The following is a 12,123-nucleotide window of genomic DNA, read 5'->3' as shown; positions in this document are numbered from 1 at the left end:
CTTCGCGCCGCCTTGATTGCGCCGCGCCCCTGGTCTTCGCGGTGGGGCCTCGCGGTGGCTTGGCCTCGGCGTGCACCATGGGCGTGGCGGCGTCTCGGCCTTGGCGAGCGCCTGACCTTCGTGGCGCCTGGTCTTGGCGAGGGTCTGGCCTTCGTGACGCCTCGCCTTCGTGGCGCCTGGTCTTGGCGAGGGCCTGGTCTCGGCGAGCGCCTGGCCTTCCTGGCGCTCCTGTCTTTGCAGCGCCGTTGCCCTCGTGAGTGCTACAGCCTGAGCGGGGTCTGCTCTGGCGGTGTTTGGGTCGGGGTCAGCCCTGGCGGTGGTTGCCCGGGCTGGGGATGTCGCCCGTGTCCTGGCGTGCGATGGAGCCGCGGGTGCGTGCGGCGTTCCCGGCGAAGCGGGCGGCGGTGCGGCGTACTGACTCGGCCCGCTCGGCGCCGTCCCAGCCGGCGCCCGAGACCGGGGTGTCCCAGCCCGCGCCGGAGGTCGGTGATGCGGCGGCGCCGTACGGAGGAGGCTCGGGCGAGCGGGGCACCGGCCGCTCGAGGAACGCGGAGAGGTTGGTTTCGCCGTTCGGGCGGGTGCCGCCGCCGGAGACCAGGTCGGCCACGCGCGCGGCCAGGCTGGCGGCGCGCGAGTCGAGGTCGTCGCGGCCGTGCAGGGCGGTGTCGTCGGCGGGCTGGACGTGCCAGACCTCGGAGGAACCGTGTTCCCGGCCGCCGGCCTGCGACGTGGGCGAGGCAGAGGTGGGCGAGGCAGGGGTGGGCGAGGCAGGGGTGGGCGAGGCAGAGGTGGGCGAGGCAGAGGTGGGCGCGGCCGAGAAGGGAGCTCCGGGCGCCGCCGAGGTAGGCGTGGCAGAGCCGGCAGAGAAGGGTGCGGCCGACGTGGGCACCGGCGGGGGAGCGGGGGCCGGAGCGGGAACGACGGGCGGGGCGGGCGCCGGGGCGGGGACCACCGGCGAGGCGGGCGTCGCCGAGCGGATCACCGGCGCGGATCCAGCGGCCGCCGCGGAGAAGCCGCCGGAGGAGTAGCCGGCCGCCGCGGGCGGGCCGGAAACGACCGGAGGTGCCGAGTAAGGAGCGGGGGAGTAGCCAGAGTGCGCGGCGTGGCCGGGGGCGGCCTGACCAGGGGCGCTGTTGCCGGAGGCGGAGTAGCCGGAGAAGGCCTGGCCAGGATCGTGAGCCGGGGCCGCGGACTGCGCGGGGGCCGAAGGAGCCGCGTGGGCCGGCTTCGCGTAGGCGTCCGAGGCGGGTGGTGCGTAGGCCGAGGCGACCCAGGGGTTCTGCGGCTCGGCCGCCAGGCGCTGGACCGACACCGCGCCGATCAGGGTCACCGTCTGGCCGTCGCCGCCCTGGAAGTTGTTGAATTCGGGGCCGATGACCAGGCGGGACAGCATGCGTGTCTGCAGCACCGGGATGCCCAGCTCGGTGGCGTGCTCGACCCGGTACCGGGCGATGGCCTGCCGCAGCGTGTTGGCCAGGCGGTCGGCGTCGCCGACGCCGGCCAGGTCGCCGCCGGCGAAGACCAGGGCCGGGAACGAGTTGTTCGGGCCGGCGCAGACGAGCTGGATCTGGGTGACCGTGCCGGAGCGGCCGGCGTCGCGGTTGCCGGGCTGCACGCGCAGGTGCTGCGGCCAGGGCCAGCGCAGCTCGCCGGTGCTGAGCGTGACCGGGTCGCGGTAGAGCACCCGCTCCTCGGTGACCACGACCTCGGTCCCCTCGGGCAGCGTCCAGCGCGGCATCGAGGCCGGCTCGTCGAACGCGTACTCGGCGACGGCGCACTGTCCGCTCCAGAGCACCCGCTCCGTCGCGCTCTGTATTGAGTCACGCAGTGACGATCCGGCGGGTGCCGCGCTCGTCGGCGCGGTCGCCTGCCCTGTATCTGCGGACGCGAAGTACTTGTCCGGCATGCGCGGCTATCCCCCCAGTAGTGCCGCGCCCCCACACGCGGCCGTAACCGATTACAGCGGGGTGCCGGTAGCCAAACAAGTGGGCAAGCGCGAATCACACCGGATTTCCTGACGACTACACGACAGGCTGGAAGAGCTTCAACCCTTTGGACCGAAACTGGTTACTTACGGTTACCGAAGAGGCCGGCTGGGGGAAGCGGTGACGATACGGCGACACTGTCGGTCACAGGTGCCGCGCCACCGGTGAACCGGTCGAGGTCGGTTTCGACCCGGCCCGGGAACCAGTCGCCGGCGGCCCGGCGCGAGAACTCGGAGACCGGCGGCGGGGTCCGGCCGGCCAGGACCACCAGGTTGCCGAACCGGCGCCCGCGCAGCACGGCCGCGTCGGCGACCAGGCACGCCTCGGGCAGCGCGGCCCGGATGGTGGCGACCTGGACCTTGGCGTGGCGCAGCGGCGGCCCGTCGGCGATGTTGGCGATCAGCCATCCGGCCGGGTCGAGGACCCGGGCGATCTCGTTCATGAATTCGACCGAGGCCAGGTGGGCGGGGGTGCGGGCGCCGGCGAAGACGTCCAGCACGATCAGGTCGTACCCGTTGTCGCGCATGCCTTCCAGGGCCGCCCGCGCGTCGGCCACGCGGACCCGGATGTTGGCCTTGGCCGGCAGGGGCAGGACCCGGCGTACGAGCTCGACCAGCGGCCCGTCGATCTCGACCACCCGCTGGGCCGAGCCGGGCCGGGTCGCCGCGACGTAGCGGGGAAGCGTCAGCGCGCCGCCGCCGAGGTGCAGCGACCGCAGCGGCTGCCCGGACGGCGCGATCAGGTCGATCGCCGCCGCCATCCGCCGGATGTACTCGAACTCCAGGTGGGTGGGGTCGGCCAGGTCGACGTGGGACTGGGGCGCGCCGTCGAGCACCAGCGTGTAGGCGGTGTCGCGGTCGGGGTCCGGCGTCACCTCGGCCACGCCGGAGGCGACCGTCTCGACGATCCGCTCCGACCTTTTGCGCTGTGCCACGCCGCAAGTATCCCGGTTCGGCCGTTCGGGCCGTCACCGCGTCGGTGACCATTTCGGAGTTCCGGCCCCAAACCACGTTTTTCTGGCCAGACTTCTCGGCGTCGTCTCTCTTTATTTCTGTACGGAGGTGAGCCGTGTCCACGAGCAATGTGCTGGCGCAGATCATCGGCGGGGATGCGCGCCGCCCCACGGGCCCACCACCGGCCGGCGCCATGCCCGCGATCCTGGCCGCGGCTCAGGAAGAAGCGGGACCGCCGCTCAAGATCCGGCGTTACCTCTCGGACGAGGGCCCGGCGTTCTGGCGCTGGGACTGCGCCAATTGCGGTGAGTACGGCGGCGGCCGGCACCACAGCGACGCGATGACCCGGGCGATGCGGCACTGCGCCGAACACCCCGACCACCGTTCGTCGCTGCTGCCGCCGCTGCTGTGCCGGCAGCGGGACAATTTCGTCCCGCTGCACCCCATGCTGCACGCGGTCGACGACGATCCGCCGCCTCCGCCGCTGGCGGTCTGAGCCGCTCAGCCGTTGGTGTCCCCGTCGCCGGTGCGCTTCTGCGCCTCGTCGACGCCCTTGTCCACCTGGGACGAGTACTTGTTCCCGGTGCGGCTGTCGACCTGGTCGCCGGCCTTCTCGAGGCCCTGGTCGACCTGCTTGTCGTGGTCGTCGGCGAAGTCCTTGGCCTTATCCATGAAGCTCATCGCTTGCTCCTTCTTGCTCGGGGACCTTCTATTGCTTCCCGAGCAAGAAGGAGGGAAACGTCAGCGGCGGGTGTCGCCGTCGCCGGTGCGCTTCTGCGCCTCGTCGACGCCCTTGTCGATCTGCGACGAGTACTTGTGCCCGGTGCGCTTGTCGACCTCGTCGCCGATCTTCTCGAGGGCCTGGTCGACCTGCTTGTCGTGCTTGTCCAGGAAGTCCTTGGCCTTGTCCATGAAGCTCATCGGCTCGCCTTTCTCTCTCCGAGAACCTTCGCGATCGCCTGTACGCGCGGGTCCTCGGCTATCTTCTCCAGTCCCGTCCTGAGCGGCATCCGCCAGTTCGGGTACTCGTCCATGGTGCCGGGCAGGTTGGGCTGGTCGAGCTCGCCCAGCACGTCGTAGAGCGAGGCGGTCACGAAGCGGCACGGCGTACGGGCGAGGAACTCGTGCATGGCCACGATGATCTCGGCGTCCGTGCTGGCCGCGGTGATCAGGCCCTCGGCGCGGAGCGCGTCGAGCAGCTGGGCCCGGTCCTTGGCCGCGTTCTTCCGTTCCTGCTCCACCGGCCCGGCGAGCTGGCCGAGCTCGGCCCGCACCTTCACCTGCTCACCGGCGAGGAAGCCGGCGGCGGTGGGCAGGTCGTGGGTCGAGATCGAGGCCAGCGCGTTGCGCGGATACTTCTCGGCCGGCAGGTAGCCGCCGTCCGGATCGTCGTCGTCGCGGGTGAACCACAGCACGGCCGAGCCGAGCATGTTCATCCGCTCCAGCCCCTCGGTGACCTCGGGCAGTACGGTTCCCAGGTCCTCACCGATCACGACGGCGCCGGCCCGGTGCGCCTCCAGGGCCAGGATGCCGAGCATCGCGTCGGGGTCGTAGTGCACGTACGTCCCGCCGTCGGCGCCCATGCCCGGCGGCACCCACCACAGCCGCCACAGTCCGGCCACGTGGTCGACGCGGAGCCCGCCGGCGTACCGGAAGATCCGCCGCAGCATGTCCCGGTAGGCCGCGTAGCCGGTCTCGATGAGCCGGTCGGGCCGCCAGGCGGCCAGGCCCCAGTCCTGGCCGAGCTGGTTGAACGCATCCGGCGGCGCCCCCGCGTGGACACCGGCCGCGAGCACGTCCTGCAGCAGCCAGCCGTCGGCCCCGTTCGGGTCGATGCCGACGGCCAGGTCGTGCACGACGCCGGCCGGCATGCCCCGGCGCCGGGCCTCGTCGTTGGCGGCCTCGAGCTGGGCCAGCAGAAGCCGCTGGAGCCAGGCGTGGAAGGCGATGCGCTCGCTCGTGAAGGCTTTCACCTCGGGCGTGTCGGGCCGGCGGAACTCGGGCGGCCATTCCGGCCAGTTCGGGCCGTGGATCTCGGCCAGCGCGCAGAACCGGGCGAAGTCCACCAGGCCCTCGTCGGAGTCCACGTCCGACTTCTCGGCCAGCGGCCAGAGCAGCTCCAGCGCCTCCCGCTTGGCCTTCCAGACCGCGCTGTAGTCGATCAGCTCGGTCGGGCCGGGGCGCAGCGCGTCGATCCGCGCCCGCAGCGCCGGGTCGGCCGCCTGGTACTCCGGGATGTCCTCGATCCGCAGGTAAAGCGGGTTGACGAAGCGCCGGCTGGACGGCGAGTAGGGCGAGGCCGGCACCGGCAGGGTCGGCGTGATCGCGTGCAGCGGATTCAGCAGCACCAGCCCGGGCGAGCCGGAGACGCCGAGGAACTCCCGCAGGTCACCCAGGTCACCCATGCCCCACGAGCGGGCCGAGTGCAGCGCGTACAGCTGAAGCATCCAGCCCCAGGTCTGCGGTGGCTCGGGCAGCTCGGTGGGCACCACGACGAGCGTCACCCGCTGGCCGCCGACCTCGAGCCGGTGCCAGCCCAGGGGCAGGTCGGCGGGCACCTCGCGCACCTCGCGGGTGGTGCCGTCCTCGAGCTCGATCGTGGCCGGGCCGGGCAGGTCGCGCCGGCTGCCCTGCCGTACGACCACGGTGCCCGGCATGCGGCCGAGTCGCTCGCGCTCGCGTACGGCGGCCAGTTCGGTGCTGACCGCGGCCGGCGTGGTGGCGTCCACACCGAGCAGGCCGAGCACCCCGACGACGGATTCGGCGGAGACATCCTTGCGCTCGCGGTGCCAGTCCTCGTACCAGGTGGCCACCCCGTGAGCTGTCGCCAGTGCCGCCAGATCGGCGTCCATCCGTACCCCTCTCAGTTCGGTCCCGCTGGTCATACCCTGCCGGATCGGGGGGTACTCGCGTGGCCGTCCTTGCCCGTGTCCGTCAGGATGGGGTGCATGTCTCCAGTGGTGAAGTGGTGGTCCCGACTGGCCGCGATGGTGACCGGTGCCGTGTTGACGCTGGTCGTGCCGGTGCACGCGTGGGCCGCGAGCAACGGCGTGGCCGACGTGGCGATCGAGGCGGCCAAGGCCCGGCGCCGTCGCGGTGGCTTCGGGTTCTTCGGCATCTTCGGGGGTCTGTGCTGCCTGTTCGTGGTGGCGGCGATCGTGCTCGTGATCGTCCTGGTCTCCCGCAACCGCAAGCGGAAGTAGGGCTTTTCGCCGAACCCCGGGGATCATGACGATTCCCGGCCTAGCGTTGAAGAATGCGCATCCGAGCAGGATCGGTCGGGTCGGCGGCGCTCGGTACCGGGGTGGCGGTCGTGCTCGGCGTCCCCCTGGTCATCTCCGTGGCGGCCGGTGCCGACAGCAACGTGCTGATCTCCCGCGGCCGGCCGGCGACCGCCTCGTCGGTGGAGCGGGGCGCCACGGCGGCCCAGGCGACGGACACGAGCGCGGTCACCCGGTGGGCCAGCGCCAGCGGTCCCGGCAGCCAGTGGCTGCGGATCGACCTCGGCTCGGTCAAGCGCGTCGAGCGGGTCTCGCTGCGCTGGTCGTCGTCGTACGCCCGGACGTACCGCGTGCAGACCTCGGTGGACGGCGCCAACTGGGCTTCGATCTACGCCACCACGGCCGGCAACGGCGGCACCGACGATCTGAAGCGGCTGAACGGGACCGGCCGTTTCGTGCGGGTGCTGGCGACGCAGCGGGCGTCGAGGACCGGCGGCTACTCGCTGGGTGACGTGCGCGTCTACGGCCCGGCGTCGAAGGTGCTGCCGGCCGCCGCCCCGCCGACCGGGTCGCTCGCCTCGGGCCTGGAGGACAAGCGGAAGAAGGAGGCCGCGCTCCAGCTGGTGTCGAGTGCGGAGAACTCGACGGTGAGCTGGCGCAATTCGTTCGGCTACATCGAGGACATCGACGACGGACGCGGTTACACGGCCGGCATCGTGGGCTTCTGCTCGGGCACCTCGGACATGCTCCAGGTGGTGGTCGAGTACACCAAGCGCAAGCCGGGCAACGTGCTCGCCCGGTACATCCCGGCGCTGCGCACTGTCGACGGCTCCGACTCGCACGCGGGGCTCGACCCGGGCTTCCCGGCGGCCTGGCGGACGGCGGCCCGGGATCCGATCTTCCAGAAGGTTCAGGAGGACGCCCGCGACTCGATGTACTTCAACCCGTCGGTGCGCATGGCCCGGCTGGACGGGCTGCGGGCGCTGGGGCAGTTCGCGTACTTCGACGCGGCCGTGATGCACGGCGTGTCGGGACTTCAGGGCATCCGCGCGGCCGCGATGCGTACGGCCCGGACCCCGGCCCAGGGCGGCGACGAGCCGGCCTATCTGAACGCCTTCCTCAACGCCCGGGTCGCCGAGATGCGCTCCGAGGCGGCCCACAGCGACACCACCCGCGTCGACACCGCCCAGCGCAGCCTCCTGGGCCGCAGCAACCTCGATCTGACGGCCCCGCTGAGCTGGAGCGTCTACGGCGACGCGTACCGGATCGCCCGCTGAGTCAGACCTTCTCGAAGAGGGCGGGCAGCGCCGTCGGCTCCCACCCGGGCAGCGACGTGTGCGCCTCCTTGACCCGGTAGGTCACTCCCTTGTAGGTCACCAGGTCGCCGGCGACGTAGTCGGTGAAGGACTTCCAAGCAGGGGCGGAAGGTGCGCTGCTGGTGGGGGCCGGGCTGGTGGGAGCCGGGCTGGTGGGGGCCGCGCTGGTGGGAGCCGGGCTGGTGGGAGCCGGGCTGGTGGGAGCCGGGCTGGTCGGAGCCGCGCTCGTCGGCGACGAGCTGGGCACGGACGGCGTGGGAAGGGGCTTCGCGCTCGCCGTGACCTTCACGAAGTCGACGGCCATGCGGCCGGGGCGGCGGCCGTCGGTGGCCAGGTTGAGCACCAGCGCGATCGGCAGGCCGGGCTCGTCCGGCACGAGCCGCAGGGCCGGCCGTCCGTCGACCGACCACACGATGGCGGTCGGGGACCAGTCGATGACGTACGTGTGGAAGTCGTCGCCCGACGTGGGATCGGCGTCCTTGTCGAGCACGTCGATCGAGCCGCGCAGCACCCGGCCGTACTTGTCGACCACCCCGAAGGCCCGCCAGGGCCCTGCCTCCCGGTCGACCTTGATGCGCGCCTCGGCGTGCCCGAACGGCTGCGCGAAGGCCTTACGGGTGCTGATCAGACGGTCGACGACGAGCTCACCGTCGCGCTGACGGCCGTTCTCCCACGGGTCGCCGTCGATCAGCCACTTGGCGGCGTCGAGACGTTCGCCGCCGAAGTCGTCGGCGAAGCTCGACCGGCGCTCGGAGGCGTCCGCGACGTCGTTGCGGCCGGGCAGATAGATCGCGGCCGCGAGCCCCACGACCGCCACGGCCAGAGCCGCCACCGCGCGCGGGCGGATGGGCCATCTCGACGTGACGGTCCGGTGACGTGCCTCGCCCACAGCTTCCCCCTGAAGTAACAGCAGGCACGACTGTCAAACGTGAGGAGCATTCGCGCAAGTTCGCCGGGCGTGGTTTAAGGATCTCTTAAGGAAGATCGGCTGGACACCCGAACCGTGGTGCCGCCGGCGCCCGTACGAATGTCGAACTCGTCCGTCAGCTCCTCCGCCAGCCACAGCCCCCACCCGCCGGGCTGATTCGCCGCCGGGCGCGCCGCCGGCTCGGCCCGCTGGGCCGGGAGGCCGCCGCCGGAATCGCTCACCTCGCACACGACCGAGCCGTCCGCGTGCCACAGGGACACCCGGCCGACGCCGCCGCCGTGCCGGACGGCGTTGGTGAGCAGCTCGTTGACCGCGACCACGAAATCGTCGAGGCGGTCGCCGCGGAGACCGGCGTCGGTGGCGCAGGACGCGACGGCGTGCCGCAGCGCGGTGATCGCGCTGTGGTCGAACGTTTCGGAGAGCAGGACCTGGGTGCTGATCCTTCGACGTTAGGCCACGTCCGATCTTCCCGCAGCGCGGCCTGCCGGTGCGACGCGCCATGTGGGATGGTCGGCGCATGCCGGACGTACGCGACAGCGGATTCCAGACCCCGCTGTGGAGAGCCATCGCGGTCTACCGGATCGCCGCCCTCATCTACGCGACGATCCTGGTCGTCGGCAACGTCGGGGACTACTTGCGGCCCATGCTGGCGTGGCCGGTGCTGGCCGTGATGGCCGCGTGGACGGTCGTGACCACGTACGCGTACGGGAATCCGGCCCGTCGCCGTCCGCCCCTGCTCGTGGCCGACCTGCTGATCACCATGGCCGCGCTGGCCGCCAGCGTCCTGATCGTCGGCCGCACCGCACTGGAGGCCGGCCGGCCCACCCTGGCCGTCGCCTGGCACGTCGCGCCGGTGCTCTGCTGGGCGGTGGCCGGCGGGCGCCGGGCCGGCATCGCGGCCGCGCTCGCCATGGGCGCCACCGACCTGATCGTGCGGGCCCACTACGACCAGGCTGCGCTCACCGGCGCGGTGCTGATGCTGCTGGCCGCGATCGCTGTCGGCTATCTGGTGCGGATCGCCGAGGTGGCGCAGGAACGGCTCGAACGGGCGGTCGAGCTGGAGGCGGCCACCCGGGAACGGGAGCGGCTGGCCCGGGAGGTGCACGACTCGGTGCTCCAAGTGCTCGCGCTGGTGAAGCGGCGCGGCGCGGGCCTCGACGGTGAGGCCGGCGAGCTGGCACGGCTGGCCGGGGAACAGGAGACGGCGTTGCGCAGTCTCATGGCGGGGCGCGCTCTGGGCGATCCGCAGGGGGCCGAGCTCGATCTCATGGCGCTGCTGGAGGCGTACGCCTCGCCGGTCGTGACCGTCTCCGGACCGGCCGGGCCGGTGCGGCTGCCGGCGCCGGTGGCGCGGGAACTGCGGCTGGCGGTGGCGGCCGCGCTCGACAACGTGGCCCGGCACTGCGCACCTGGGACGAAGGCGTACGTGTTCGTGGAGGACGAGCCCGGCGAGGTGGTCGTGACTGTCCGCGACGACGGCTGCGGCATCGAGCCCGACCGGCTGGCCCAGGCCGAGGCGCAGGGGCGGCTCGGGGTGGCCCAGTCGATCCGGGGCCGGGTGGCCGAGCTCGGCGGCCGGGTGTCGATCGTCTCGGCGCCGGGCGAGGGGGCCGAGGTGGAGATGGCCGTGCCGCGGGCACCGCTATCGTGAGCCGGTGACCGCTGCGATCCGGGTGATGGTGGTCGACGACCACCCGATGTGGCGCGAGGGCGTCAGCCGTGACCTGACCACCGCCGGCTACGACGTGGTGGCGACGACCGGGGAGGGCCGCCAGGCGGTCCGCATCGCCGCGGCGGCGCGGCCCGACGTCGTCGTGCTCGATCTCCAGCTGCCCGACGTCTCCGGCGTCGAGGTCATCAACGGCCTGCAGACGGAGCTTCCGGGTGTACGCATCCTCATGCTCTCGGCCAGCGGCGAGCAGCAGGACGTGCTCGACGCGATGAAGGCCGGCGCCACCGGATACCTGCTGAAGTCGGCCGGGCTCGACGAGTTCCTCGACGCGGTGAGCCGCACGGTCGCGGGCGACACCGTGTTCACCCCCGGCCTGGCCGGGCTGGTGCTGGGCGAGTTCCGCCGCATCGCGCCGCGGGAGGCCGCGCCGAAGCTCACCGAGCGGGAGACCGAGGTCCTGCGCCTGGTGGCGAAGGGTCTGTCGTACCGACAGATCGCCGCGCGGCTCGTGTTGAGCCACCGCACGGTGCAGAACCACGTCCAGAACACGCTCGGCAAGCTTCAGCTGCACAACCGCGTGGAGCTCACCCGCTATGCCCTGCAAGCCGGTCTCGCTCCGCTCGACGAGGATCCCGCCCCATAAGGTCGGGCGAGATCCCGAACAAGGGCTCGAGGAGCCCGAGCCTCAGTCGTAGTCGGGGGCGTTCGTCTCGTGCATGGCCAGTTCCTCGGCCGAGGCGCCGCCGCCCGAGGCGCCCGCGTCGTAGGCGACGCTGTCGGTCTCGTCGTCGAACCCGTAGCCCTCGTCCGGCGCGACCAGGCGGCCGACCGGCTGCGGGTCGTCGTCGTCGAGCTGGCCGTCGTCGTAGAGCGACACCTGCGACTTGGGGTCCGAGGTCGGGCTCGCGCCCCACACGTCCGCGTCGAAGTCGCGCTGCGCCGAGCTGTCGACGGTCTCGTCGATCGGGTCCCGGCGCTGCGGAATCGCCTCCTCGGCGCCGAAGTCCGGCTCCTCCTGGCTCAGGCGGTAGTCGAGAGACTCGCCCTCGCGGGCCTCCTCGGCGGTGTCGCCGAAGCGGTTGGAGCCGCCGGGGCCGACGCCCGCCAGCGCGGCCGGGTCGGCGCCGTCCGCCCAGCGGCCGCTCTCCACCTCGTCGTAGGCGGTCGAATCGTCATCCGCGGTGTCCGGCAGGCCTGAGGCCTCCGGGTCGGACACCTCGGCGGGGTAGTCGTTGTCTCGCATGAGCGCAATCTACCCGCGAGCGGGGTCCGCCATGCTTGCGCCGTCGGGTTTCCGGGGCGTGGCCTTCGCCGCTTCCTCGTCGCTGAGCAGCGCCCACACCACCTTGCCGCCGTCCAGGACGAGGCTGCCCCAGCGGGTCGCCACGGAATCGATCAGCAGCATGCCGCGGCCGCCGTAGGCGGTGACCGGCACGGGCGTGCCGTCGAAGCTCGGAACGGTGGCCGAGCGGTCGCGCACGGCCACGCTCATGCCCTCGCCGTGGGTGGCCAGCAGCACGATCATCGGGGTGTGCGCGTGCGCCACCACGTTGTTCACCAACTCGGTGACCACGATGCAGGCGGGACCGGCCAGCTCCGGGCAATCCCACCGGCCGCACGACTCGGTGATCAGCTCGCGGGACTGCCGGGCGGCGCCGACCGCGGGCTCCAGCTCCAGGCTCACCCTGTGCTCGGGTTCGGGCTCGCCCAGGGCGGCGAAGGCCTGCGCCGGGTCCGGCCAGACGGGCCAGCCCGTGCCCTGCCAGGCGCCGGCGTCGGTGGCGCAGAGAGCCAGGTGGGCCGCGGGCCAGACGGTGGTCTCCCGCCGGATGTCGCGCAGCACGTCGGCCGACTCCGGGCCGTCGAGGCTCAGACCGCCGACGTCGACCACTACCGCCTCGGGTTGCTCGGCGATCAGGTCGAGCAGGACGGACCGGATCGTGGGAGCGCTTCCAGTGTTGAGCACACCGGAAAGCTGGACCAGGGGGTACGTCTGCCCGCGGTCCACCAGGTGCCGCACCTCGCTCGACATGATCGCTCCATTGTGC

14 protein-coding genes are annotated in these 12,123 nt (G+C 72.4%); 5 read left to right on the top strand and 9 right to left on the bottom strand.

Features of this window, described 5'->3' with window-relative positions; all coding sequences use genetic code 11:
* Nucleotides 1-304: 304 nt before the first annotated feature.
* Nucleotides 305-1,906 (bottom strand): hypothetical protein, encoded by a 1,602-nt coding sequence (locus AB0C26_RS07585; RefSeq protein WP_360243028.1) that lies wholly within the window; start codon nt 1,904-1,906, stop codon nt 305-307.
* A gap of 161 nt (nt 1,907-2,067) precedes the next feature.
* Nucleotides 2,068-2,919: a fused MFS/spermidine synthase gene (locus AB0C26_RS07580; RefSeq protein WP_360243025.1), complete on the bottom strand. Its 852-nt coding sequence runs from the start codon at nt 2,917-2,919 to the stop codon at nt 2,068-2,070.
* Between the two features lie 134 nt (nt 2,920-3,053).
* Between AB0C26_RS07580 and AB0C26_RS07575 the strand changes: the two genes are divergently transcribed.
* Entirely contained in the window at nt 3,054-3,434 is a 381-nt protein-coding gene (locus AB0C26_RS07575) for a hypothetical protein (protein WP_360243022.1), read from the top strand.
* Between the two features lie 5 nt (nt 3,435-3,439).
* On the opposite strand, the gene AB0C26_RS07570 is transcribed toward AB0C26_RS07575, so the two are convergent.
* From AB0C26_RS07570 to malQ, 3 genes are read right to left on the bottom strand one after another with little or no spacing between them, the layout of a single operon-like run.
* The gene (locus tag AB0C26_RS07570; protein ID WP_360243019.1) at nt 3,440-3,619 is read right to left on the bottom strand and encodes an antitoxin; all 180 of its coding nucleotides are present in this window, start codon (nt 3,617-3,619) and stop codon (nt 3,440-3,442) included.
* A gap of 60 nt (nt 3,620-3,679) precedes the next feature.
* On the bottom strand, nt 3,680-3,859 hold the full coding sequence (locus AB0C26_RS07565; protein ID WP_360243016.1) for an antitoxin: 180 nt from the start codon (nt 3,857-3,859) through the stop codon (nt 3,680-3,682).
* Nucleotides 3,856-5,790 carry a 4-alpha-glucanotransferase gene (gene malQ / locus AB0C26_RS07560; protein WP_360243013.1) on the bottom strand — a complete coding sequence of 645 codons (1,935 nt, stop codon included), beginning with the start codon at nt 5,788-5,790 and terminating at the stop codon, nt 3,856-3,858. The genes AB0C26_RS07565 and malQ overlap by 4 nt, the downstream gene beginning before the upstream one ends.
* Before the next feature lie 96 nt (nt 5,791-5,886).
* Here malQ and AB0C26_RS07555 point away from each other — a divergent pair, with 96 nt between their 5' ends.
* Together AB0C26_RS07555 and AB0C26_RS07550 are read left to right on the top strand one after the other, a co-directional pair.
* Complete coding sequence (locus AB0C26_RS07555; protein ID WP_360243010.1) at nt 5,887-6,141, top strand: hypothetical protein; 255 nt, start codon at nt 5,887-5,889, stop codon at nt 6,139-6,141.
* 53 nt (nt 6,142-6,194) lie between these two features.
* Entirely contained in the window at nt 6,195-7,436 is a 1,242-nt protein-coding gene (locus AB0C26_RS07550; RefSeq protein WP_360243007.1) for a chitosanase, read from the top strand.
* A gap of 1 nt (nt 7,437) precedes the next feature.
* Here AB0C26_RS07550 and AB0C26_RS07545 read toward each other — a convergent pair whose 3' ends face one another.
* Together AB0C26_RS07545 and AB0C26_RS07540 are read right to left on the bottom strand one after the other, a co-directional pair.
* Nucleotides 7,438-8,364 carry a carbohydrate-binding protein gene (locus AB0C26_RS07545; protein WP_360243004.1) on the bottom strand — a complete coding sequence of 309 codons (927 nt, stop codon included), beginning with the start codon at nt 8,362-8,364 and terminating at the stop codon, nt 7,438-7,440.
* Nucleotides 8,365-8,438: 74 nt separating this feature from the next.
* Nucleotides 8,439-8,843 (bottom strand): ATP-binding protein, encoded by a 405-nt coding sequence (locus AB0C26_RS07540; protein WP_360243633.1) that lies wholly within the window; start codon nt 8,841-8,843, stop codon nt 8,439-8,441.
* A 77-nt stretch (nt 8,844-8,920) separates the two neighbouring features.
* Between AB0C26_RS07540 and AB0C26_RS07535 the strand changes: the two genes are divergently transcribed.
* Nucleotides 8,921-10,054: a MacS family sensor histidine kinase gene (locus tag AB0C26_RS07535; protein ID WP_360243001.1), complete on the top strand. Its 1,134-nt coding sequence runs from the start codon at nt 8,921-8,923 to the stop codon at nt 10,052-10,054.
* Nucleotides 10,055-10,079: 25 nt separating this feature from the next.
* Complete coding sequence (locus AB0C26_RS07530) at nt 10,080-10,718, top strand: response regulator transcription factor (protein WP_360243630.1); 639 nt, start codon at nt 10,080-10,082, stop codon at nt 10,716-10,718.
* Between the two features lie 42 nt (nt 10,719-10,760).
* Here the strand turns inward: AB0C26_RS07530 and AB0C26_RS07525 are convergent, their stop codons facing one another.
* Both AB0C26_RS07525 and AB0C26_RS07520 read right to left on the bottom strand, forming a co-directional pair.
* Entirely contained in the window at nt 10,761-11,318 is a 558-nt protein-coding gene (locus AB0C26_RS07525; RefSeq protein ID WP_360242998.1) for a DUF5709 domain-containing protein, read from the bottom strand.
* Between the two features lie 9 nt (nt 11,319-11,327).
* On the bottom strand, nt 11,328-12,107 hold the full coding sequence (locus tag AB0C26_RS07520) for an ATP-binding protein (protein WP_360242995.1): 780 nt from the start codon (nt 12,105-12,107) through the stop codon (nt 11,328-11,330).
* Between the last annotated feature and the right edge of the window lie 16 nt (nt 12,108-12,123).

Source organism: Actinoplanes sp. NPDC048796 (assembly GCF_040650035.1).
GTDB lineage: Bacteria > Actinomycetota > Actinomycetes > Mycobacteriales > Micromonosporaceae > Actinoplanes.
Note: the sequence above shows the minus strand (reverse complement) of the source record. Positions and strands in the feature narration are given on the sequence as shown.

Coding starts and splice junctions, on each gene's coding strand:
- AB0C26_RS07565 (WP_360243016.1), bottom strand. CDS start 3,859: ATGAGCTTCATGGACAAGGCCAAGGACTTCCTGGACAAGCACGACAAG.
- AB0C26_RS07570 (WP_360243019.1), bottom strand. CDS start 3,619: ATGAGCTTCATGGATAAGGCCAAGGACTTCGCCGACGACCACGACAAG.
- malQ (WP_360243013.1), bottom strand. CDS start 5,790: ATGGACGCCGATCTGGCGGCACTGGCGACAGCTCACGGGGTGGCCACC.
- AB0C26_RS07535 (WP_360243001.1), top strand. CDS start 8,921: ATGCCGGACGTACGCGACAGCGGATTCCAGACCCCGCTGTGGAGAGCC.
- AB0C26_RS07530 (WP_360243630.1), top strand. CDS start 10,080: ATGGTGGTCGACGACCACCCGATGTGGCGCGAGGGCGTCAGCCGTGAC.
- AB0C26_RS07585 (WP_360243028.1), bottom strand. CDS start 1,906: ATGCCGGACAAGTACTTCGCGTCCGCAGATACAGGGCAGGCGACCGCG.
- AB0C26_RS07550 (WP_360243007.1), top strand. CDS start 6,195: ATGCGCATCCGAGCAGGATCGGTCGGGTCGGCGGCGCTCGGTACCGGG.
- AB0C26_RS07525 (WP_360242998.1), bottom strand. CDS start 11,318: ATGCGAGACAACGACTACCCCGCCGAGGTGTCCGACCCGGAGGCCTCA.
- AB0C26_RS07520 (WP_360242995.1), bottom strand. CDS start 12,107: ATGTCGAGCGAGGTGCGGCACCTGGTGGACCGCGGGCAGACGTACCCC.
- AB0C26_RS07555 (WP_360243010.1), top strand. CDS start 5,887: ATGTCTCCAGTGGTGAAGTGGTGGTCCCGACTGGCCGCGATGGTGACC.